The following is a 21795-nucleotide window of genomic DNA, read 5'->3' on the forward strand; positions in this document are numbered from 1 at the left end:
TCACGGGGCCGAGGCCTCGGCCAGCAGCTCGCGCAGCTCCTCCAGCACCGCCTGCTCGTCGGTGCCGTCGAGGGCCACGAGGGCCGCGCGCCAGGCGTCATGCGCCTCCGGCCGCCGTCCCTGCTCGCTCAGCAGCAGCCCGTGCTGGTGACGGGCGAGGCCGCCGATGTAGCGGTCGGCGCGGGCGTCGGCCCGGCGCAGCAGTTCGGTGCACTCCTCGGCGGCCCGCTCGGCCTCGCCCAGCCGGCGCAGCGCGCGGACCAGGCCGAGCCGGGTCTGCGACTCGCCGTGCCAGTCGCCGTGTCCGCCGAGGATGCGCAGGCTCTCCTGGAAGTGCCCGGCGGCAGCGGCCGGTTCGCCGAGGGTGAGGTGGGCGTAGCCGATGTTGCAGTGCGCGGAGTGCTGCACGATGACCGCGCCGATCTCGTCCCCGATCGCCAGCGAGCGCCGGTGCTGCTCGATGGCGGCCCGCGGGTCGGTGTGCTCGTAGAGGTTGCCGAGGTGGCTGCGGGTGACGGCCTCGCCGTAGGGGTCGTTCAGCTGCCGGGAGTGGGCGAGGCTCTGCCGCAGCGCCTCGCCGGACTCCTCGAACCGGCCGAGCCCCTCCAGCAGCAGCCCGCGGTTGTTCAGACAGCGCCGGATCCAGGAGACCCTGCCGAGCCGCCGCCAGATCACGAGGGCTTGGTCGGTGAGGGCGAGGGCGACGTTCTGCCGGCCGGTCAGGAAGTGCAGGCCCGCGAGGTCGCCCAGGGCGTACGCCTCGGCCGCCGCGTCCCCGAGCCGCCGCGCCGCACCGAGCGCGGCCCGCCCCAGCACCTCCATCTCGGCGACCCGGCCGCTGCGCTGCACATAGGGGAAGAACAGCCGGACCAGCGTGGAGAGATGGGCGTCCCGGCAGTCGTCGCCCGAGCCGGCGTTGCGCTCCACCAGCGCCACGATGTTCTCCAGCTCCACGTCGCCCCAGGCGAACGCCCGCTCGGCGGACTCGAAGGTGCCCAGGGTCGCCACGTCCGCCGCGTGCTCCGGCGGCTGGGCGGAGGTGGGCCGCAGACGGTCGTCCTGGTCGAGACCGGGCTCCACGATCGCGACGAGGGCGCGCTCGGCGGCGGTCGCGTACCAGCGCAGGGCGGTCAGGTCCGGATCGGCGCCGGAGGCCGTCTCGGTGCTCTGGCCTGCCAGTTCGCGGGCGAAGTCACGGACCAGGGCGTGCGGGGCGTAGCGGCCGTACTCCGTCTCCTCCAGCAGGGCCACGTCGACCAGCCGGTCCAGGGCGGCCTCGGCGCGGCGCGCGTCGGTGCCGGTGAGGCGGGCGACCAGCGGGGCGCTGTAGGTGGGCAGATCGAGCGCGCCGATGCGGCGCAGGGCGAGCGCTGCGTCCCGGTCGGCCTCGCGTTCGGCGGCGGCGAGCGCGTCATGGGCGACGGCCAGGGACCGGCGGACGCTCAGGTCGTCGTACTCCAGGTGGTGCAGGCGGCCTTCCGTGGCGGCCAGTTGACCGGCCAGCACGTCCGGGGTGAGGGCCCGGCGGGCGGCCAGCCGGGCGGCGACGACCCGCAGCGCGAGCGGCAGCCTGCCGGTCAGCTCGACCAGGGCGTGGCTCGCGTCGAGCCCCTCGCGTCCGCTCACCGCGCGCAGCAGTGCCGCGCTGTCCTCGCCGGTCAGCGGGGAGAGCGGGAAGCGCCGGGCGCCGTCCAGGGCGGTCAGCGGGGAGCGGCTGGTGATGATCACGGCGCAGCCGGGCCCGGCCGGCAGCAGGGACCGCACCTGGGCCGCGCTCGCCGCGTCGTCCAGCACCAGCAGGATGCGGGCCGGGGCGAGCAGGGAGCGGAGCAACGCGGCTGCGGCGTCCGGATGTTCGGGGATGTTGCGGGGATCGGCGCCGAGGTCGCGGAGCAGGGCGGTGAGCGCCTGGGACGAGGTGAGCGGGGCCATGCCGGGGGTCGCGCCGTGCAGGTTCACGTACAGCTGACCATCGGGGAAACGTTCCCTCAGTTCATGGGCCACGTGCAGGGCGAGGGCGCTCTTGCCCACGCCGGCCATGCCGCTGATCACGGCGACCTGGCTCCGCCGGTTGGCGAGGGTGTCGTGCAGCGCGTTTACTTCTGCTGCTCGGCCGGTGAAGTTTGCGGGGGGTGCCGGTAGTTGAGCCGGTGCGGGTGCGTGGTGGGGTACCCGGCCTTCGGCCGGGTTTGGGTTCCCACCCGAACCGCCCGTGCCACTTTCGTTGTCGGGTGCGGGTGGCCCCTGTGGGGGGTGCTCGCCGTCGGCGGCTGCGGGGACGTGCGTGCCGTACGTGCGCTGGGCAGGGACCCTGGGAGCGGCTCCCCCGGCCTCCAATGCCGGGGCGCCCCGCAGGACCTCCACATGGGCCTCGCGGACCGATGGGCCCGGTTCGATGCCGAGTTCCTCCACCAGGCGGGCGCGCAGGTCGCGGTGGACGGCCAGGGCCTCGGCCTGGCGACCGGTGCGGTGCAGGGCGAGCATCAGCTGGCGGTGGTAAGCCTCGCGCAGCGGATGCTCGGCGACCAGGGCCGCCAGCTCGGGGACGAGTTCGGCCAACCGGGCTCCGCCGAGCGCGAGTTCGGCGTCGTACCGCCACTCCAGCAGGAGCAGCCGCGCCTCCTCCAGACGCTGTACGAGGGCGTAGCCGCCGAAGTCGGCGGGAAGTCCGCTGAGCGGGGTGCCGCGCCAGAGCGCGAGCGCGGCCGTGCAGGGGCGCACGACACCCGCCCAGTCCCGCCGGGCGTGCGCGGCGCGCGCTTCGGCGACCCGGGCGTCGAAGACGTGCACGTCCAACTCGCCCTCGTCCACACGCAGCAGATAGCCGGGCGCCACGGCCCTGAGCCGCTCGGGGTCGTCCAGGAGCCGGCGCAGCCGGGTGACGTGGTTGTGCAGCGAGGCCTGCGCGGAGACGGGGGGTGCCCCGCCCCACAGGGCGTCCTTCAGCGACTCGACCGAGACGACCCGGCCGGCCTCCAGCAGCAACGCGGCGAGCAGGGCGCGGACCTTGGGGCTGCCGATGGCACGGACGAGGCTGTCGGGAGTGTCGGGGGTGCAGGAGGTGTCGGAAGTGTCGGAAGTACCGGGGGTGCCTGAGGTGCCGGGGACGCCGCCAGAAGCGCCGTACGAAATCTCGTACGGCTGCCGGTCGTACAGGACGGGCGGTCCCAGCAGTCCGAACCGCAGCTCGCACCGCCGCATCCCGCTCCACTGCCTTCCCGCGCGGCCCCGTCCGACCGTGCTGCGCGGCGGGCGTGCGCCCGCCGGTCCCTGGCGGAAATCCGCCCCATTCACAACGATTTCCCGCCAGCCACCACCTGTTGACGGGGGCCGGAATCCGTTAGGGTTCCTGCCTAACAGCCCTGCCGCCCGACTACTTCCGGCCAGCCGAACCGCGACCTGCGGACGAACCGTTGGCCACATGTTAGCGATCCGTTGGTGAGCCCTGATGTGATCCTTTCATCGGATCCGGCCCGACGGCGCGCGCGGCAAGTCGCGTAACTCGGGGGAGTGTCGCCGCAGGCCTGATCCGGGGACGCAAGGGCCCCCGGTCGTCGGAGGTGAACGACCGGGGCCCTGTCCCGTCCCTTTCCCGCCCTTCGGGCCTTCGCGCCTTCGCTGCCCCTCGCCGCCCTTCGCTCAGATGACGGGCGGGCGCCCGAGCCGGGTGAGCCGCCACACCGTCCGCCAGCGCATCGGCCGCCGCTCGCCGGGCGACTCCCGCAACCCCTCCGCGAACCCGCCGAACCAGGCCCGCAGCCCGGCCGGGGAGCGGATGCGGGCGAGGGTGAGCAGCAGCCACGCCCCCAGGTGCACCGGGATGAGCGGCAGCGGCAGCCGGCGCCGGACGAGCCAGACCCGGTTGCGGGCGTTGACGCGGTAGTAGATGGCGTGCCGGGCCGGCGAGGTCTTGGGGTGCTGCAGCAGCAGCTCGGGGGCGTAGAGGATCTTCCAGCCGGCGTCGGCGGCCCGCCAGGCGAGGTCGGTCTCCTCGTGCGCGAAGAAGAACTCGGCGGGCCAGTCACCGGTCTCGGCCAGCATCGCCATGCGGAGGGCGTGCCCGCCGCCGAGGAAGCCGGTGACGTAACCACCGCGCAGGGGATCGGACTTGCCCACCCGGGGCACGTGCCGCTGCTGCGTCTCGCCGCGCTCGTCGGCGATGCGGAATCCGATGACGCCGAGGCGCGGGTCGGCCGCGTACAGCTCGCGCACCCGGCGCAGCACGTCGGGGTCGACGAGCAGTCCGTCGTCGTCCAGTTCCACCACGGCGTCGACGTCGCCGTACTCCCGCAGCCGGGCCAGGGCGACGTTGCGGCCGCCCGGGCAGCCGAGGTTCTCCTCGACGTCGATGGTGGTGACCTCGCCCGGCAGGGACAGCCGCTCGGCGAACTCGGGCAGCCGGCAGCCGTTGCCGACGATCACGATGCGGGCGGGCGCGACGTCCTGTTTGGCCACGGACTCCAGCAGGGCGTCGACTTCGGCGGGCCGGTTGCCCATGGTCACCACGGCGACGGCGATCCTCGGCTCCACCACGTCCCTCACCCCATCCGGCCGACGGCGGCACCGGCGTCCTGACCGCGGGGTGCTCGCCGTTCACCAAGATGTTGCCTCAGGTGCGCCGGTTCACCTGACGCCGATTCACTTTGCAGCCCCTTTGCTCCGGTTTTGTGTGCACCTTTCCATGCGCCGCGGGAACTTCAGCGGCGACTCCCTCCCCCGGCTCGCCACGACTCCGCACTCTCGACAACTCCCGACGGCCGTGTGGTGCCGAGGACGTCAGCGTCGTGGGCTGCGACGACATCCGCGAAGCCGCACCCCTGCTGGAACTCATCGTGCGCCGGAGCACGGGCCCGGCTGCCCGGTAGGGGGTCTCCCGGCGCGGTTGAAACCGCGCTGAAACCGCGCTGAACCGCCTCGGCCGCAAGCTCTGCGGCATGACGACGACAGACCACGAACTCGCCATCGCAGCCACCGGGTTGCGCAAGTCCTACGGCGACAAGACCGTCCTGGACGGCATCGACATCCAGGTGCCGGCCGGCACGATCTTCTCGCTGCTCGGCCCGAACGGCGCGGGCAAGACCACCGCCGTCAAGATCCTCTCCACCCTGATCTCCGCCGACGGCGGTCAGGCGCGGATCGCCGGGCACGACCTCACCGCCCAGGCCCAGACGGTACGGGCCGCGATCGGGGTCACCGGCCAGTTCTCCGCCGTGGACGGCCTGATCACCGGTGAGGAGAACATGCTCCTGATGGCCGACCTGCACCACCTCTCCAAGCGTGAGGGACGGCAGGTCACCGCCGAACTGCTGGAACGATTCGACCTCACCGAGGCCGCGAAGAAGCCCGCCTCCACCTACTCCGGCGGCATGAAGCGCCGCCTCGACATCGCGATGACCCTGGTCGGCAACCCGCGGATCATCTTCCTCGACGAGCCGACCACCGGCCTCGACCCACGCTCCCGCCACACCATGTGGCAGATCATCCGCGAGTTGGTCTCCGACGGCGTCACCGTCTTCCTCACCACCCAGTACCTGGACGAGGCCGACGAACTCGCCGACCGCATCGCGGTGCTCAACGGCGGCAGGATCGTCGCCGAGGGCAGCGCCGAGGAACTCAAGCGGCTCGTCCCCGGCGGACACGTCCGGCTGCGCTTCACCGACCCGGCCGCGTACGAACGGGCCGCGACCGCGTTGCGCGAGGCCTCCCGGGACGACGAGTCCCTCGCCCTGCAGATCCCCAGCGACGGCAGCCAGCGCGAACTGCGCGCCATCCTCGACTGGCTCGACGCCGCCGACATCGAGGCGGACGAACTGTCCGTGCACACCCCGGACCTGGACGACGTGTTCTTCGCGCTGACCGGCACTTCCGACCCCGCCCCCGCCACCGCCGCCAGCACCGCCGACAAGGAGACCGCCCGATGAGCGCCCCCGCCCACGCCTTCCGCGACAACCTCACGATGCTGCGCCGCAACCTCCTGCACGCCCGGCGCTACCCGTCGCTCACCCTGAACCTGCTGCTCACCCCGATCATGCTGTTGCTGCTCTTCGTCTATGTCTTCGGCGACGTGATGAGCGCGGGCATGGCCGGCGGCCACGCGGACCGCTCCGAGTACATCGCCTACATCGTCCCCGGCATCCTCCTGATGACCGTGGGCATGACCTCGCTCGGCACCGCCGTGTCCGTGGCCACCGACATGACCGAGGGCATCATCGCCCGGTTCCGCACCATGGCGATCTCCCGCGCCTCGGTGCTGACCGGCCACGTGATCGGCACCGTGATCCAGACGATGCTGGCCCTGGCGCTGATCCTCGGCATCGGGGTGGCCATGGGCTTCCGGCCCGACGCCACGCCGCTGGAGTGGCTCGCGGCGGCCGGCCTGATGGCCCTGGTCAGCCTCGCCCTGACCTGGATCGCGGTCGGCATCGGCCTGGTGAGCCCGAACGCCGAGGGGGCCAGCAACCTCGGCATGCCGCTGACGATGCTGCCGCTGCTGTCCAGCGCGTTCGTGCCGGTGGACGCCATGCCGGGCGGGTTCCGCTGGTTCGCCGAGTACCAGCCCTTCTCGCCGGCCATCGAGACCCTGCGCGGGCTGCTGCTGGGCAGCGAGATCGGCACGAAGAACGCGGTGCTGGCGGTCGGCTGGTGTCTGGCGCTGACCGTGCTGGGCTACCTGTGGTCCAGGGCGCAGTTCAACCGCGAGCCGCGGAGTTGAGTTCGCGTCACTCGCGAGCCGCAGCGGTGAGTTCGCGCAGTGCCGCAGCCCGCAACTCCTCCTGGCCCAGGGTGGTGTACGCCGATCTCGCCTCGGCGTAGGCCGCCCTGTCGGCGTTCTCTGCCGCATGCCGGGACCGCGCCGAGGACAGGGTGGGCAGGTCCCGCATCACCGGCATCCGCTCCGCCAGCGCCATCAGCCGTACCGCCGCCGTGTCGCCACGGGCCAGCCCGGTGAAGCCGAGCGCCAGCAGCACCGTGCCGTACACCGGCAGTTCCGGCAGGTCCCCGGCCCCGGGGGAGCCGGACAGCATCCCGAGCAGCCGTACCCGCAGGTGCTCGGCCAGGTGGGTCACCGGCTCCAGCCGGCCGTGCTGCGCGTGCGCCGCGAGCGCGGCCGCCTGCACCTGAAGCACCCACGAATCCAGGAAGGGATCACCGGCCACCAGCAGGCTGCTCTCCCGCAGCCCCTGCGCGGCCTGTCGCCACAGGCCGAGGCCGACCTCGGTCAGTCCCCGGGCCAGTGCGATCTCCGCCCGGGCCTGCAGCCCTTCGGGAGTCAAGGCCTGGGCGTGCTCCGGCTGCCGGTCCGGGGCGGCGAGGCCCAGCCAGTACTCCGCCTCGTCGACCTCCCCGCGCTGCAGACAGGCGGACACCAGCCCGTAGCGGACGCCGATCGCGTCGGACCAGTCCCCCACCTCACCGAGCGCCTCCGCGGCCCGCAGATGGTCGTACGCCTCCGCGCCCCGCTCCGTCTTGAGGCACAACTCGCTGATCCGACCGTGACTGAGCAGCATCATGAACGGATTGCCGAGCGGCTCCACCGCGGTGAGCATCCGGCGGGCGCAGTCGAGCGCGCGCTCCGTCTCGTACGTGGATTCCCACACGTAGCTGGCGACGCCCGCCGCGATGCCCGCCAGCATGGGCTCGTCGGCGTCGCACAGTTCCTGGAGCCGCGCGAACTGAGGCGGGTGTATGTCCGGGACGGCACCCAGCACGACGGCCAGTGCCCGCGGCACGGTGTCCGGCCGGGCGGGCGGCAGGCGGCGCAAGGTGACGAGCTGGCGCACGGCGTGCGGGCCGTGGCCCATGAAGAGGCCGGCCGCGCACACCACCGCCGCGCTTCGGGCCGCCTCCAGGTCCTCGGGATCCTCCGGCCCCGGGCGGAAATGGGACAGCGGCCCGCCGGTCTCGGCGGCGAGGCCGGTGAGCCGGGCGTAGTTGTTGCCGGCGGACCACGCGCAGGCCAGTGCGGCGGTGACCGCGGCGACGGCCGGCGCGTCGGCGCGGGCCAGGGCGTGCCGCAGCGCCAGGACGAGGTTGTCCTGCTCGGCACGGACGCGGCCGAAGGCGGCCAGCGCCTCGGCGCCGAACAGCTCGTCGTGGTGCGCCCGGCCGAAGTCCCGGGCCCAGCAAAGGAACCGGCCGGTCACCGCCTCCCCCTCGCCCGCCTCCTCCCGCCGGGCCGCGCTGAACTCCCGCAGCGTCTCCAGCATGTGAAAGCGCACCCCGGAAGGGCTGTCACCCACCTTGATCAGGGACTGCCCGGCCAGCTGCTCCAGCAGATCCAGCGCGCCCCCGCTCTCACCGAGCACGTACTCCGCCGCGTCCACGGTGAAGCCCCCAGGGAAGATCGACAGCGCGCGCAGCGCGGCCCGGCCGTCGCTCTCCAGCAGGTTCCAGCTCCACTCGACCACGGCCCGCAGCGTGCGATGCCGTTCGGGTGCGTCCCGGGCACCGCCGCGCAGCAGCGCGAAACGGTCCTGCAGGCGGCGCGCGATGTCGGCCACGGAGAGCACCCGCACCCGGGCCGCGGCGAGTTCCACGGCCAGCGGCAGCCCGTCCAGGTGGCGGCAGATCTCGGCCACGGGGTCGGCGGGCAGCTCGACGCCGGGCCGGGCCGCCCGCGCCCGTTGCACGAACAGTTCCACGGAGGTCGCCGGGGACAACTCGGGCAGCGCGTACACGGACTCCGAGGTCAGCCCCAGCGGCGCCCGGCTGGTCGCCAGCACCCGCAGCTCCTTCGACCGCGACACCAGCGCCTGGACGAGACCGGCCGCACCGGCGAGTACGTGCTCGCAGTTGTCCAGCACCAGCAGGGCGGGGCCGGGCCCCAGCGCGGCGACGATGCCGCTCACCGTGTCCCCGCCGCCGGCGAACTGCCGGACGTCCCCGGTGCCGACCGCCGAGGCCACCTCGTCGGCCACGTCCTCGTCGGCGGTGACACCGGCCAGGGCGACGAAGTGCACCAAGGGCTGCGCGGCCGCCCGGCTCACCGCGTACGAGAGCCGCGTCTTGCCCAGCCCACCGGGGCCCACGACGGTGACCACCCGCGCGTCGCGCAGCAGCCCGGCGACGGCGGCGACGTCGGCCTCCCGCCCCAGCAGGGGGTTCGGCTCATGCGGCACGCCGTGGCGGACGGGTGGGGTGTCCGCGCGCAGCAACTCCTGGTACACGGACCTGAGCCGGGGCCCCGGATCCGTGCCCAGCTCGTCGCGCAGCCCGCGCCGGTAGGCGTCGTACCGGGTCAGCGCCGCGGCCCGGCCCGCCGTGGCCGCCTCGCAGCGCAGCAGCTCCGCCAGCACCTCCTCGTCGCGCGGCAGTTCGCGGACCAGTTCGGCCAGCGGCGCCGCGGCCTCCGCCCTGCGCCCCAGCCGGGCCAGCGCAAGCGCCCGGTACCGGACCAGCGCACGGAACGCCCGGACCCGGTCGGCACGCAGCGCCGTCACCGGATCGTGCCGTTCCTCGTCCGCCCCGGCGCCCAGGCTGCCGTCCCACAGCGCCAACCCCTGCTCGGCCCGCGCCAGGGCGCCCTCGTGGTCCCCCGCCCGCGTGCACTCGGCGCTCGCGGCCTCGTACGACAGCAGCGCCGAGCTGTCGACCTGCGCCTCGTCCAGCGCGAGCCGGTACCCGGTCGGTGTGCTCACGATCAGCTCGGCACCGAACTGTGCCCGGAGCCGCGACACCAGTACCTGCACCGCCTTGCCCGGCCGCTCGGGCAGCTCCTCCGCCCACAGCCCCTCGACCAGCCGCCCCGTACTGCACCCGGTACGCAGCTCGTCGGCGAGCAACGCCACCAGTCCACGCAGCCGAGGCGCCGTGATCTCCTGTCCGCGACAGGAGACTCGGGGCAGCAGGGTCAACTCGGTCGTCACGCCTGAAGACTAGCCAGCGGGACGCCGAACACACTCCCGATTCCGCCGCCCTCACAGCCCACGCCACCGCAACAGAAAAACCCCAAGCCAGAAGCATCTGACCTGGGGTTCCAATGGAGCCGCCTTCGGGATTCGAACCCGAGACCTACGCATTACGAGTGCGTTGCTCTGGCCATCTGAGCTAAGGCGGCACGCCGTCCGCACTATGGTGCGATCAGCAACGTCGGTAAGTCTACACAGTTTCCGGGGGTGCTCCGTACCAACCCCCGGAGCACCCCCGACCGACCCGGCGATCAGGTCTATGAGCAGCGCTTTCCCGTCGCCGGAGGCGTCCCGTGGAGGAGGTAGGTGTCGATCGCCGAGTCGATGCAGGAGCTGCCGCGGCCGTAGGCGGTGTGGCCATCGCCGACGTAGGTCAGCAGGCGGCCCGAGGAGAGCTGGTGGGCGAGGGACTGGGCCCAGGGGTAGGGGGTGGCCGGGTCGCGGGTGGTGCCGACCACGACGATGGGGGCCGCGCCCTTCGCCTCGACGCGGTGCGGCTCGCCCGTCGCCCGCACCGGCCAGTACGCGCAGTTCAGGGAGGCCCAGGCCAGGCTCTCGCCGAAGACCGGGGACGCCTTCTCGAACTGCGGGGCGGCCTTCTCCACCTGCTCGGGGCCGGTGAAGGCGGGTGGCAGGTCGAGGCAGTTCACGGCGGCGTTGGCCATCATCAGGTTGCTGTAGTGGCCGTTCGCGTCGCGTTCGTAGTAGCTGTCGGAGAGGGCGAGCAGGCCGGCGCCGTCGTTCTTCTGCATCGCCGAGGTCAGCGCGTCGCGCAGCTGCTCCCAGGTTCCCTCGTCGTACATCGCCGCGATCACCCCGGTGGTGGCCAGCGGCTCGCCGAGCGTGCGGTGGTGCACGTCGTCCGCCGGGATGGGGTGGGCGTCCAGCTTGCGGAAGAAGGCCTGAAGATGGTCGCCGACCTTGGCGGGTGTCGTGCCGCTGCCGCCGAGCGGGCAGTCGGGCCGGCGTACGCAGTCCTTGGCGAACGCCTGGAACGCCGTCTCGAAGCCGGCCGTCTGGTCCAGGTTGAGCTTCCGGGCGTCCAGGGAGGGGTCCATCGCCCCGTCCAGCACCAGACGGCCCACCCGGTCCGGGAACAGCCCGGCGTACGTCGCCCCGAGGAAGGTGCCGTACGACGCCCCCACGTAGTTCAGCCTGGGGTCGCCGAGCACCGCCCGCAGGATGTCCATGTCCCGCGCCGCCTCAATGGTGGACACGTGCCGCAGCAGCTTCGCCGAGTGCGCCCCGCAGCTGTCGGCGAACGTCCGGTACTCGCTGACCAGCGCGTTCCTCTCCCGCTGGTCGTCGGGCGTGTTGTCCGTCTGCGTGTAGGCGTCCATCCGGCGCCCGTCGAGGCATTCGACGGGCTCGCTGCGGGCGACGCCCCGCGGGTCCATCGCGACCATGTCGTAGCGGGCGCGGATCTCGGCGGGGTAGCCGATGCCCGCGTACTGCTGGAGGTAGTCGATCGCGGAGCCGCCCGGGCCGCCCGGGTTGACCAGCAGCGAGCCGAGCGGCCGGTCCTTGCCGGTGGCCTTCTTGCGGGCGACGGCGAGCCGGATGTCACCCGAGCCGGGCTTGGCATAGTCCAGCGGCGCCACCATCGTGGCGCACTGGAAGCCGGCGGCACCGCAGCTGCGCCACTGCAGGTGCTGGGTGTAGTACGACGACAGCGCCGCCGGGGTGGACCGCGGCAGCGCGGCCAGCGCCACCTCAGCCGCACCGCCGGACGACGTGGTCGAGCCGCCGACGGAACAGGCGGACACGAGCAGCGCGGCGGCCGCGAGGAGGCTGCCCGAGACGCGCGCGGTCCCCCGGCGGGTCCGGTTTCGGGTCCGGGTGGCGTACTTCCGGCGGGGGGAGGGCCAGGTGTGCATCGGACGAGCGTAACGCTGAGCAACAGGGTGGGTGCGGTGCGTTCGGACTGTGGCCTCGTACGGGGGACGCGGTCCGTCAACCACCGTACGCCCGGCTCACCCCGCCCGCAGGGCCATCGTCATCGCCTCCACCGCCAGCAGCGGAGCCACGTTGCGGTCCAGGGCCTCGCGGCAGGCGGCGATCGCCTCGATGCGGCGCAGCGTGGCTTCCGGGCTGCTGCCGCGGGCCAGCCGGTCCAGGGCGTCCTCGGTGTCGCCGTTGGCGATGGCGACCCGTGAGCCGAGCTGGAGGGCGAGGACGTCGCGGTAGAAGCCGGTGAGGTCGCCGAGAGCCACGTCCAGGCTGTCGCGCTGGGTGCGGGTTCTACGGCGCTTCTGCATGTCCTCGAGGTCCTTCATCACGCCCGCCGTACCGCGCGGCAGCCGGCCGCCCTGGGCCGCGCCGAGCGCCGCCTTCAGCTCCTCGGTCTCCTTGCCGTCCATCTCCTCGGCGAGCTGCTTGGCGTCCTCGGCGGCCGCGTCGACCAGCTCCTGGGCCGCCTTGAGACAGGCGCCCACCTCGTCCAGCCGCAGCGGGAGCCTGAGCACGGCGGCGCGGCGCTCACGGGCCGCCGGGTCGGTGGCCAGCCGGCGGGCCCGGTCGACATGGCCCTGGGTGGCGCGGGCGGCGGCCGCGGCGACCTGGGGTTCGATGCCGTCACGGCGGACGAGCATGTCGGCGACCGCGTCGACCGAGGGCGTCCGCAGGGTCAGGTGGCGGCAGCGGGAGCGGATCGTGGGCAGGACGTCTTCGATCGAGGGGGCGCACAGCAGCCAGACCGTCCGCGGGGCGGGCTCCTCGACGGCCTTGAGGACGGCGTTGGCCGACTTCTCGTTCAGCCGCTCGGCGTCCTCGACCAGGATGATCTGCCAGCGGCCGTTCGCGGGGGAGGTGAACGACTTGCGGACCGTGTCCCGCATGTCCCTCACCAGGATCTCCGAGCCCACGGCGGCGATGGTGGTGACGTCCGCGTGGGTGCCGAGCAGCGCGGTGTGGCAGCCGTCGCAGAAACCGCAGCCGGGTGAGCCGCCGAGGGCGCGGTCGGGGCTCACGCACTGCAGGGCCGCCGCGAAGGCCCGCGCCGTCTGGTTCCGGCCCGCTCCGGGCGGGCCCGTGAACAGCCAGGCGTGGGTCATCTTCGACGCCTCCGGCGGCGGCTGGTCCGCCGCCGCGGCCGTGACCAGGGCGTCGGCGTCCCGGGCGGCGGCGTCGAGCACCGCGCTCACCTTCTCCTGCCCGACGAGGTCGTCCCACACCGTCATGGGTCACGCCGCCCTTCCGTCACACTCCGCGTTCCGTCATCCATTGTGCGGGTGCGCACTGACAACGACGGCGGCGCCCGTCGGTGCGCCTGAACGCTCCGACGGGCGCCGCCCGATGTCCTCGCTCAGCCGCGGCGGCCGCGACCCCGGCCCCGGCGGGGCTGGTCCTCGCCCGGCTCCCCGTACTCCTGCTCGTCGTACGACCCCAGCAGCTCGTCAGCCAGGGACGGCAGGTCGTCCAGCGGGGTCTCCTCGGCCCAGTCCGGGCGCGGTCGGCGGCGCGGTGTGCCGTCGGCGTCGACCTGCGGCATCTCGCGCGTACGGTCCTCGGAGCCGTCGGGGCCCGCGCCCGGCCGCTCGTCCCGGAAGAAGCCGGGCGGCATCCGGTCCGCCGGGGCGTCGCCCCGCACGGGCGGCAGCACGGCGGTCTCGTCCGCTGCGCCAGGGGGCACCGGCGGGAGTACGGCCGTCTCGTCTGCGGAGGCGGGCGGCGCTGCGGCCTTCCTGTCCGCGGACACGGGCGGCAGCACGGCCGTCTCGTCCGCCGCACCCGCAGGCACCGGTGGCAGCACCGCGGTCTCGTCGGCGGCCGAAGACGCAACCGGCGGCTGCGGCAGCTCGGCCGTCACCTCGGCGTCGGCCCCGCCCTTCCGGGCTTCTTCGGCCCGCTCCTCGCGCACCGGCCGCAGCACCGTCGTCTCGTCCGCGCCCGGCGAGACCACCGGCGTCGGCACGGTCGCCGCGTCCGGGGTCATGCCCGGCACCGTCGGCTGCGGGGTGCCGGGCTTGCGGGCCGCCACGTCGGCCGCAGCCGCGGCCTCGGCCGCCTGACGGCGGGCCTCCTCCGCGCGCAGCAGGGCCTCCTCGGCCTTGCGCTGCTTCTCCAGGCGGCGCGCTTCCTCCTCGGCACGCAGCCGGGCCTGCCGGGCCTCTTCCTCGGCGCGCAGCCGGGCCTCCTCCTCGGCCTGCTTGCGGCGCCGCTCCTCCTCGGCCCTGCGGCGGGCCTCCTCCTCGGCGCGGGCCTTCTCCTCGGCGAGGAGCCGCTGTCGCTCCTCCTCCGCCCGGCGCCGTGCCTCCTCGGCCCGCTGCCGGGCCTCCTCCGCCTGCCGTTCGGCCTCGCGGCGCTGCGCCTCCTCCAGCTCGCGGCGCTTGCGTTCCTCCTCTTCGGCGCGCAGCTTGGCGAGCTGCTCCTCGCGCTCGCGCTCCAGGCGCTCCTCCTCGGCCTTGCGCGCGGCCTCTTCCTCGGCCTTGCGGCGCGCCTCCTCCTCGGCCTTCTTCCGCGCCTCCTCCTGGGCCTTGATCTCGGCCTCGGAAAGCGGCAGCACGGTGTCGAGCCGGTGCCGGATCACGGTGGTGACGGCCTCGGGCTCCTGCGCGGCGTCCACGACCAGGTAGCGGCCCGGGTCGGAGGCGGCGAGGGTGAGAAATCCGGCCCGCACGCGCGCGTGGAACTCGGCGGGCTCCGACTCCAGCCGGTCGGGCGCCTCGGTGAACCGCTCGCGGGCGGCCTCCGGCGCGACGTCCAGCAGGACGGTGAGGTGCGGGACGAGCCCGTCGGTCGCCCAGCGGTTGATGCGGGCGATCTCGGTCGGGGACAGGTCGCGGCCCGCGCCCTGGTAGGCCACGGACGAGTCGATGTACCGGTCCGAGATGACGACGGCGCCGCGCTCCAGGGCTGGCCGTACGACGGTGTCGACGTGCTCGGCCCGGTCGGCGGCATACAGCAGCGCCTCCGCGCGGTGCGACAGGCCCGCCGAGGACACGTCCAGCAGGATCGAGCGCAGCCGCTTGCCCACGGGGGTGGCGCCCGGCTCGCGGGTGAGGACGACCTCGTGGCCCTTGGCGCGGATCCACTCCGCGAGCGCCTCGGCCTGGGTGGACTTGCCGGCGCCGTCGCCGCCCTCCAGGGCGATGAAGAAGCCGTTCGCCGCCGGAGCCTGGACGGGGTCGTCGCCGCCGAGCAGCGCGTCCTTCAGGTCCTGGCGCAGCGGGACGCCGGAGCGGTCGTCGACCTTGGCGAGCACCAGCGCGGCCACCGGCAGCAGCAGCGCGCCGACCAGCATCAGCGTGAAGGCGGCACCGCCGTGTGCGAAGACGAACCTGCCGTTCTCCAGCCGGTGCGGGCCGATCAGCGCCGCTACCAGGGGTGCGATCAGGGCGCCGAGCGCTATGAAGACCCGTACGACCGCGTGCAGGTGCTCGGTGGTGCGGGCCCTGCGGTACTCCTCGGTCTCCTGGTCGAGCAGCGCGTGCCCGGTGTTCGCGGCCACGCCCGCGGCGACACCGGCCAGCGTGACGATCAGCAGCACGGTGGTGACGTCCGGGACGAGCCCGGCGGCCAGCAGGGCGATGCCGGTGAAGGCGATCGCGAGGGCCAGGAGCCGGCGGCGCGAGAGCGAGGGCAGCACCGAGGGCGCCGTCCGGATGCCGACGGCGACACCGCCGGTCAGGCCCAGCACCAGCAGGCCGTACAGGACCGGGCCGCCGCCCAGGTCCTTGGCGTGCAGCACGCACACCGCGACCGCGGCGGCGATGGCTCCGGCCACGGCGGCGCAGGCCGGGACGAGCAGCGGGATGGCGCCCGTACGGCCCTTGTCGACGCCCGTGCCGGTGCGCGGACGGCGCAGGCCCTCCAGCGGGGAGCGCGGGCGCGGGGTGCGCGTGTCCGGCAGCTCCAGGAAGGCGACCACGGACAGGGACGCGGCGAACAGTCCCGCCGCCACGTACGACCCGAGGGCCGCCTGGTGCTGATCGAACCACGCCACCACGGTGCCGAGCAGGTTGTTCAGCAGGGCGGCGACGACCAGGGCGGCGGCGGCCAGCGGGACGGCCAGGAAGCTGGTGCGCAGCGCGAGGCGGCGCAGCGCGTCCAGGTGGTCCGGCAGCGGCCGTACCGTCGCCCCCTCCGGGGGCGGGGCGGGCAGCAGGGCGGGGGCCGCGCTCTCCCGGCACACCGTCCACAGCCGCTCGGCGACGCCGGTGACGAAGGCGGTGACCAGCAGGACCGCGAGTGCGTTGTCCGGGGTCCAGTCGATCCACAGGGGGGCGACGATCAGCAGCGCGGCCCGCACGCCGTCGGCGCCGGCCATCGTCCAGCGGCGGTCGAGCGGGCCGTCCTGGGAGGTGAGCGTGGTCAGCGGGCCGAGCAGTACCGCGCCGAAGAGCAGCGCGGCGAGGATGCGCGCCGCGAAGACGGTCGCCACTGCGAACGCCACGCCTCGGTAGCCGCCGCCGAAGGAGCCCTCGACGATGGCCGCCTGGAGGACGAGAAGGACCAGCACCAGCAGCGCGAGGGTGTCGCCGACACCGCTCACGAGCTGTGCACTCCACAGGCGCCGAAGCTCCGGTCGGCGCAGCAGGGAGCGGACGGCGCGCTCGCGGGAGTCCGCGACGAGTGCGTCGTCCGGTTCGGTGGTGGGGGCCGTTGGCTGCTCGGCTCGCGTCATGCGTTCAGCCTATCGGCAGCCACCGACAGCACACCCAGGCCGTCCGGGCATGCGCGCGCCCCGACACCAAAGTGATGCCGGGGCGTTCGTTTCGCGAAGCCGGAACGGCGCACCGGGCGCCGCTCCGACGCAGCGTCAGTCCTCCGCGCCGGAGGCGGTCGCCTTCGAAGCCGTCGCCTTCTTGGCCGTCGTCTTCTTGGCCGTCGTCTTCTTCGCGGCCGCGGTCGTCTTCTTCGCCGCCGTCTTCTTGGCGGCGGTCTTCTTCGCCGGAGCGGCCTTCTTGGCCGTGGCCTTCTTCGCCGTCTTCTTGGCGGGCCCCTTCGCCCGCTTCTCGGCGAGCAGCTCGAAGCCGCGCTCCGGGGTGATCGTTTCCACACTGTCGCCGGAGCGCAGGGTCGCGTTGGTCTCGCCGTCGGTGACGTACGGACCGAAGCGGCCGTCCTTGACCACGACCGGCTTGCCCGAGACCGGGTCCTCGCCCAGCTCCTTCAGTGGCGGCTTGGCGGCCGCGCGGCCCCGCTGCTTCGGCTGGGCGTAGATCGCCTGCGCCTCCTCCAGCGTGATCGCGAAGATCTGGTCCTCGGACTGCAGCGAGCGCGAGTCCGTGCCCTTCTTCAGGTACGGGCCGTAGCGGCCGTTCTGCGCGGTGATCTCCACGCCGTCGGCGTCGGTGCCGACGATGCGCGGCAGCGACATCAGCATCAGCGCCTCTTCAAGGGTCACCGTGTCCGGCGCCATGGACTTGAAGAGGGAGGCGGTGCGCGGCTTGACCGCGTTCTTGCCCGTCTTCGGGGTGCCCTCGGGAAGGATCTCGGTGACGTACGGGCCGTAGCGGCCGTCCTTGGCGACGATCATGTTGCCGGTCTCCGGGTGGGCGCCCAGCTCGAAGTCGCCGCTCGGCTTGGCCAGCAGTTCCTCGGCCAGCTCGACGCTCAGCTCGTCCGGCGCCAGGTCGTCCGGGATGTCGGCACGCTGGTGCTGCTCGGTGTCCTTCTCGCCGCGCTCGATGTACGGGCCGTAGCGGCCGACGCGCAGCACGATGTCGTTGCCCACCGGGAACGAGGAGACCTCGCGCGCGTCGATCGCGCCCAGGTCGGTCACCAGCTCCTTGAGGCCGCCGAGGTGGTCCCCGTCGCCGTTGCCGGCGTCGGCGGCGCCGCCGACGCCGACGCCGGTCTCCTCGCCGAAGTAGAAGCGCTTCAGCCACGGCACGGCCTGGGCCTCGCCGCGGGCGATGCGGTCGAGGTCGTCCTCCATCTTGGCGGTGAAGTCGTAGTCGACGAGCCGCCCGAAGTGCTTCTCCAGGAGGTTGACCACGGCGAAGGACAGGAAGGACGGCACCAGGGCCGTGCCCTTCTTGAACACGTAGCCGCGGTCGAGGATCGTGCCGATGATCGACGCGTACGTCGACGGGCGGCCGATCTCGCGCTCTTCCAGCTCCTTGACCAGGGAGGCCTCGGTGTAGCGGGCCGGGGCCTTGGTGGCGTGGCCGTCGACCGTGATCTCCTCGGCGGACAGCCCGTCGCCCTCGGCGACCTGCGGCAGGCGGCGCTCGCGGTCGTCCAGCTCGGCGTTCGGGTCGTCGGCGCCCTCGACGTAGGCCTTCAGGAAGCCGTGGAAGGTGATCGTCTTGCCGGAGGCGCTGAACTCGACGTCCCGGCCGTCGGCGGCGGTGCCGCCGATCTTCACGGTCACGCTGTTCCCGGTCGCGTCCTTCATCTGGGAGGCGACGGTCCGCTTCCAGATCAGCTCATAGAGCTTGAACTGGTCGCCGGTCAGGCCGGTCTCCGCCGGGGTGCGGAAACGATCACCCGAGGGGCGGATCGCCTCGTGCGCCTCCTGGGCGTTCTTGACCTTGGCGGCGTAGGTGCGCGGCTGCGGGGGCAGGTAGTCGGCGCCGTACAGCTGCGTGACCTGGGCGCGGGCGGCCGAGACCGCGGTGTCGCTCAGCGTCGTGGAGTCCGTACGCATGTACGTGATGTAGCCGTTCTCGTACAGCTTCTGCGCGACCTGCATCGTGGCCTTCGCGCCGAAGCCGAGCTTGCGGCTGGCCTCCTGCTGCAGCGTCGTCGTACGGAACGGGGCGTACGGCGAGCGGCGGTACGGCTTGGACTCGACCGAGCGCACGGAGAAACGGGTGTTCTCCAGGGCGGCGGCGAGGGCGCGGGCGTTCGCCTCGTCGAGGTGGAGGGTGTTCGCGCTCTTGAGCTGTCCCAGGGAGTCGAAGTCGCGGCCCTGCGCGACGCGCCTGCCGTCGACGGTCTGCAAGCGGGCGAGCAGCGACGACGGGTCCGACGGATCCCCCGCGCGGCCGGTCGCGAAGGTGCCCGTCAGGTCCCAGTACTCGGCCGAACGGAACGCGATGCGCTCGCGTTCGCGCTCCACCACGAGCCGGGTCGCGACCGACTGGACACGGCCGGCCGACAGACGCGGCATGACCTTCTTCCACAGGACCGGCGAGACCTCGTAGCCGTAGAGGCGGTCGAGGATGCGGCGGGTCTCCTGGGCGTCGACCATGCGCTGGTTGAGGTCGCGCGGGTTGGCGACGGCCTCGCGGATCGCGTCCTTGGTGATCTCGTGGAACACCATGCGCTTGACCGGGACCTTGGGCTTCAGGACCTCCATGAGGTGCCACGCGATGGCCTCGCCCTCGCGGTCCTCATCGGTGGCGAGGAAGAGCTCGTCGGAGTCCTTCAGCAGGTCCTTGAGCTTCTTGACCTGGGCCTTCTTGTCGGCGTTGACGACATAGATCGGCTCGAAGTCGTGCTCGACGTCCACCCCGAGGCGGCGGACCTCGCCGGTGTACTTCTCGGGCACCTCCGCGGCGCCGTTGGGGAGGTCACGGATGTGCCCGACGCTCGCTTCGACTACGTAGCCGGGGCCGAGGTAGCCCTTGATCGTCTTCGCCTTGGCAGGCGACTCGACGATGACGAGTCGGCGGCCGCCCTGTGCGGTCTCGCTGGTCGGGGACAACTTCGCTCTTCTCTCCGGTCGACGCTGTGGCCTCCCCAGGCCTTGGTCCCGGGGTCGCGGCGTGCTTCTGGCTCGTGTGACGCTGCGGAGTGTGACGCTACATCCCGCCCCCGTGTCAAACGGGAAAAGCCCACAACGGCCACTCGAACGGTAACCCGACTACCGGCATTCCTGCCGCCCGGAGTGTCCGGTGACGTCTGGTCCCCTGTCCGGAGCGTGACGCTCCCATTACTCGTACGACAGTACGGTCACCGACGTCAGAGGCGGGTGAGGCAGTACGCGGCGAGGCCCAGCGCGATGACTCCGGCGGCGCCGGCGAGGGTGGCCGATGCGACCTGACTCACACCCTGGGCGACTGGTTCACCACGCCGCACCCGAGTCCCGGTCCACACCAGCAGAGCGCCCCCGAACAGGGCGAACACCACTCCCGCGAAGATCGCCGGCCCGCTCTCCATGACCCGCCCGCCCCTTTCGTGCCGTCCACCCCTACCCAGCGCGGGGAGGGTGCCACGCGCGGGAGACGGGCGGGCGACATCGGGGTGAACGGAAGGCCGACGTGACGTCGAACACACACTCGAACGAGGTCGGCCCGGCCAGGCACCCGTAATTTTCCGGCCGTTTTACCGGCACCGGCGCGCCCCCGCCCGTGCCACCGGCATACGACCCCGATCCGGACGCGAGTACGACGGCTCGGGTAGCCGGGCTACGGCATTTTTCGGCCCGGCCGCCGTACCCCGCCCCGCCTCACACCACCGGTTCCAGGAAGCCCTGCTCCACCAGCAGCCGGATCTGCGCGGGCGTGCGGTCGCGCAGCAGCACCGAGTCCTCGCCGACGAGCTGGGCGATGGCGTCCAGGATGCGGCCGGCGCTCAGCGTGCCGTCGCACACGCCCGCGAAGCCCGCGCCGATCGTGTCCACCTTCGTGGCGCGGCGCATCCCGCGGTGCTGGCGCAGCACCACGTGCTCCGGGTCCTCGGCGCCGGGCAGCCCGACCTGCTCCTGGACCACTTCGGCGACCAGCCTGAAGTGACCTTCGAGCAGGGCCGCGTCGTCGTACTCCCGGAGGAAGTCGAGGCGGTCGAAGTGCGCCCGGATCGCCTCCCCGAGCGGCTGTTCGACCGGGTGCGGCCATTCCTCCACGGTGACCGAGGGCTCGGCGGCCCCGGTCCTGCGCAGGGTGATCCAGCCGAAGCCGATCGCCTTGACCTTGCGCGCCTCGAACTCGTCGAGCCAGGCGTCGTACCGCGCCTGGTACTCCGCGGGGTCGCCGCGGTGGTCGCCGGCGTCCCTGAGCCACAGCTCGGCGTACTGCGTGATGTCCTGCACCTCGCGCTGCACGATCCAGGCATCGCACCCGCGCGGCACCCATGACCTGAGTCTGTCCTGCCAGTCCTCCCCCGCGACGTGCTGCCAGTTGGCGAGGAACTGCGCGAACCCGCCCTCGTTCAGCCGTTCCCCCGCCTGCTGAACGAGCGAGCGGCACAGATCGTCCCCGCCCATCCCGCCGTCGCGGTACGTCAGTCGGGCACCCGGCGAGATCACGAACGGCGGGTTGGACACGATCAGATCGAACGTCTCGTCGTTGCGAACCGGCTCGAACAGCGAGCCCTCGCGCAGGTCGGCGGCGGGCGCGCCGGAGAGCGCGAGCGTGAGCGCGGTGATGTGCAGCGCGCGCGGGTTGACGTCGGTGGCCGTCACGCGCGTGGCGTGCTGGGAGGCGTGCAGCGCCTGGATGCCGGAGCCGGTGCCGAGGTCGAGCGCGGAGGCGACGGGCGTGCGGACGGTGATGCCGGCGAGGGTCATGGAGGCACCGCCGACACCGAGGACGACGGCCTCGTCGCGCCGGCCGATGCCGCCCGCGCCGCCGACCGCACAGCCCAGGTCGGACACGATGAACCAGTCCTCGCCGCCGGGACCGCCGTAGGGCCGTACGTCCACGGTCGCGGCCACCTCGTCGCCGCCCACGCGCAGGAGCCACCCGCCCTCCAGGGCCTCCTCGACCGGCAGAACGGCCGCCACGCGCGCGTGGGGCGCCGGTTGCTGGAGCAGGAAGAGCCGTACGAGCGTCTCCAGCGGCGTGTCGCCGCGGGTGGCCCGCAGGGCGGGCACGGTCTCGCTGCGGGCCAGCGCCGCGTAGGCGGGGGCGCCGAGCAGATCGAGCAGCCCGTCGGCGGTGAAGGAGGCGGCGAGCAGGGCGTCGCGCAGGCGCGCGGCTACCTCGGGCCGGTCGGTGGCGGGCAGGGGGGCGAGGCCGGAGTCAGTCACGCCCCCCATTGTGGCCCGCGCGGG

General features: G+C 73.3%; 11 protein-coding genes and 1 tRNA gene. 2 read left to right on the forward strand and 10 right to left on the reverse strand.

Annotation, left to right across the window (positions count from 1 at the left end; all coding sequences use genetic code 11):
* Complete coding sequence (locus ACFY3C_RS40335; RefSeq protein WP_390774378.1) at window positions 1–3201, reverse strand: BTAD domain-containing putative transcriptional regulator; 3201 nt, start codon at window positions 3199–3201, stop codon at window positions 1–3.
* A 438-nt stretch (window positions 3202–3639) separates the two neighbouring features.
* Complete coding sequence (locus ACFY3C_RS40340; protein WP_390774379.1) at window positions 3640–4533, reverse strand: glycosyltransferase family 2 protein; 894 nt, start codon at window positions 4531–4533, stop codon at window positions 3640–3642.
* A 401-nt stretch (window positions 4534–4934) separates the two neighbouring features.
* Between ACFY3C_RS40340 and ACFY3C_RS40345 the strand changes: the two genes are divergently transcribed.
* Both ACFY3C_RS40345 and ACFY3C_RS40350 read left to right on the forward strand, forming a co-directional pair.
* The gene (locus ACFY3C_RS40345; protein ID WP_390774380.1) at window positions 4935–5921 is read left to right on the forward strand and encodes an ATP-binding cassette domain-containing protein; all 987 of its coding nucleotides are present in this window, start codon (window positions 4935–4937) and stop codon (window positions 5919–5921) included.
* Entirely contained in the window at window positions 5918–6712 is a 795-nt protein-coding gene (locus tag ACFY3C_RS40350; RefSeq protein ID WP_386579483.1) for an ABC transporter permease, read from the forward strand. The genes ACFY3C_RS40345 and ACFY3C_RS40350 overlap by 4 nt, the downstream gene beginning before the upstream one ends.
* Before the next feature lie 7 nt (window positions 6713–6719).
* Here the strand turns inward: ACFY3C_RS40350 and ACFY3C_RS40355 are convergent, their stop codons facing one another.
* The 8 genes from ACFY3C_RS40355 to ACFY3C_RS40390 all read right to left on the reverse strand — a co-directional run bounded on the left by ACFY3C_RS40355 (window position 6720) and on the right by ACFY3C_RS40390 (window position 21780).
* Complete coding sequence (locus ACFY3C_RS40355; RefSeq protein ID WP_390774381.1) at window positions 6720–9866, reverse strand: ATP-binding protein; 3147 nt, start codon at window positions 9864–9866, stop codon at window positions 6720–6722.
* Window positions 9867–9980: 114 nt separating this feature from the next.
* A tRNA-Thr gene (locus tag ACFY3C_RS40360) sits at window positions 9981–10057 on the reverse strand.
* 108 nt (window positions 10058–10165) lie between these two features.
* A complete protein-coding gene (locus tag ACFY3C_RS40365) occupies window positions 10166–11785 on the reverse strand; it encodes an alpha/beta hydrolase (RefSeq protein WP_390774382.1) in 1620 nt (539 codons plus the stop codon).
* A 96-nt stretch (window positions 11786–11881) separates the two neighbouring features.
* Window positions 11882–13087 carry a DNA polymerase III subunit delta' gene (locus ACFY3C_RS40370; protein ID WP_390774383.1) on the reverse strand — a complete coding sequence of 402 codons (1206 nt, stop codon included), beginning with the start codon at window positions 13085–13087 and terminating at the stop codon, window positions 11882–11884.
* Window positions 13088–13212: 125 nt separating this feature from the next.
* Window positions 13213–16533, reverse strand: a complete 3321-nt coding sequence (gene tmk / locus ACFY3C_RS40375; RefSeq protein ID WP_390774384.1) for a dTMP kinase — start codon at window positions 16531–16533, stop codon at window positions 13213–13215.
* A gap of 135 nt (window positions 16534–16668) precedes the next feature.
* The gene (topA, locus tag ACFY3C_RS40380; protein ID WP_390774385.1) at window positions 16669–19506 is read right to left on the reverse strand and encodes a type I DNA topoisomerase; all 2838 of its coding nucleotides are present in this window, start codon (window positions 19504–19506) and stop codon (window positions 16669–16671) included.
* 257 nt (window positions 19507–19763) lie between these two features.
* Window positions 19764–19961, reverse strand: coding sequence for a hypothetical protein (locus ACFY3C_RS40385; RefSeq protein WP_386579473.1), 198 nt, complete (start codon window positions 19959–19961; stop codon window positions 19764–19766).
* A gap of 289 nt (window positions 19962–20250) precedes the next feature.
* Complete coding sequence (locus ACFY3C_RS40390; RefSeq protein WP_390774386.1) at window positions 20251–21780, reverse strand: methyltransferase; 1530 nt, start codon at window positions 21778–21780, stop codon at window positions 20251–20253.
* Window positions 21781–21795 lie beyond the last annotated feature (15 nt).

The organism is Streptomyces sp. NPDC001410 (genome assembly GCF_042895235.1).
Classification (GTDB): domain Bacteria; phylum Actinomycetota; class Actinomycetes; order Streptomycetales; family Streptomycetaceae; genus Streptomyces.

Coding starts and splice junctions, on each gene's coding strand:
- ACFY3C_RS40335 (WP_390774378.1), bottom strand. CDS start 3,201: ATGCGGCGGTGCGAGCTGCGGTTCGGACTGCTGGGACCGCCCGTCCTG.
- ACFY3C_RS40345 (WP_390774380.1), top strand. CDS start 4,935: ATGACGACGACAGACCACGAACTCGCCATCGCAGCCACCGGGTTGCGC.
- ACFY3C_RS40350 (WP_386579483.1), top strand. CDS start 5,918: ATGAGCGCCCCCGCCCACGCCTTCCGCGACAACCTCACGATGCTGCGC.
- ACFY3C_RS40365 (WP_390774382.1), bottom strand. CDS start 11,785: ATGCACACCTGGCCCTCCCCCCGCCGGAAGTACGCCACCCGGACCCGA.
- ACFY3C_RS40370 (WP_390774383.1), bottom strand. CDS start 13,087: ATGACGGTGTGGGACGACCTCGTCGGGCAGGAGAAGGTGAGCGCGGTG.
- tmk (WP_390774384.1), bottom strand. CDS start 16,533: ATGACGCGAGCCGAGCAGCCAACGGCCCCCACCACCGAACCGGACGAC.
- ACFY3C_RS40385 (WP_386579473.1), bottom strand. CDS start 19,961: ATGGAGAGCGGGCCGGCGATCTTCGCGGGAGTGGTGTTCGCCCTGTTC.
- ACFY3C_RS40390 (WP_390774386.1), bottom strand. CDS start 21,780: ATGGGGGGCGTGACTGACTCCGGCCTCGCCCCCCTGCCCGCCACCGAC.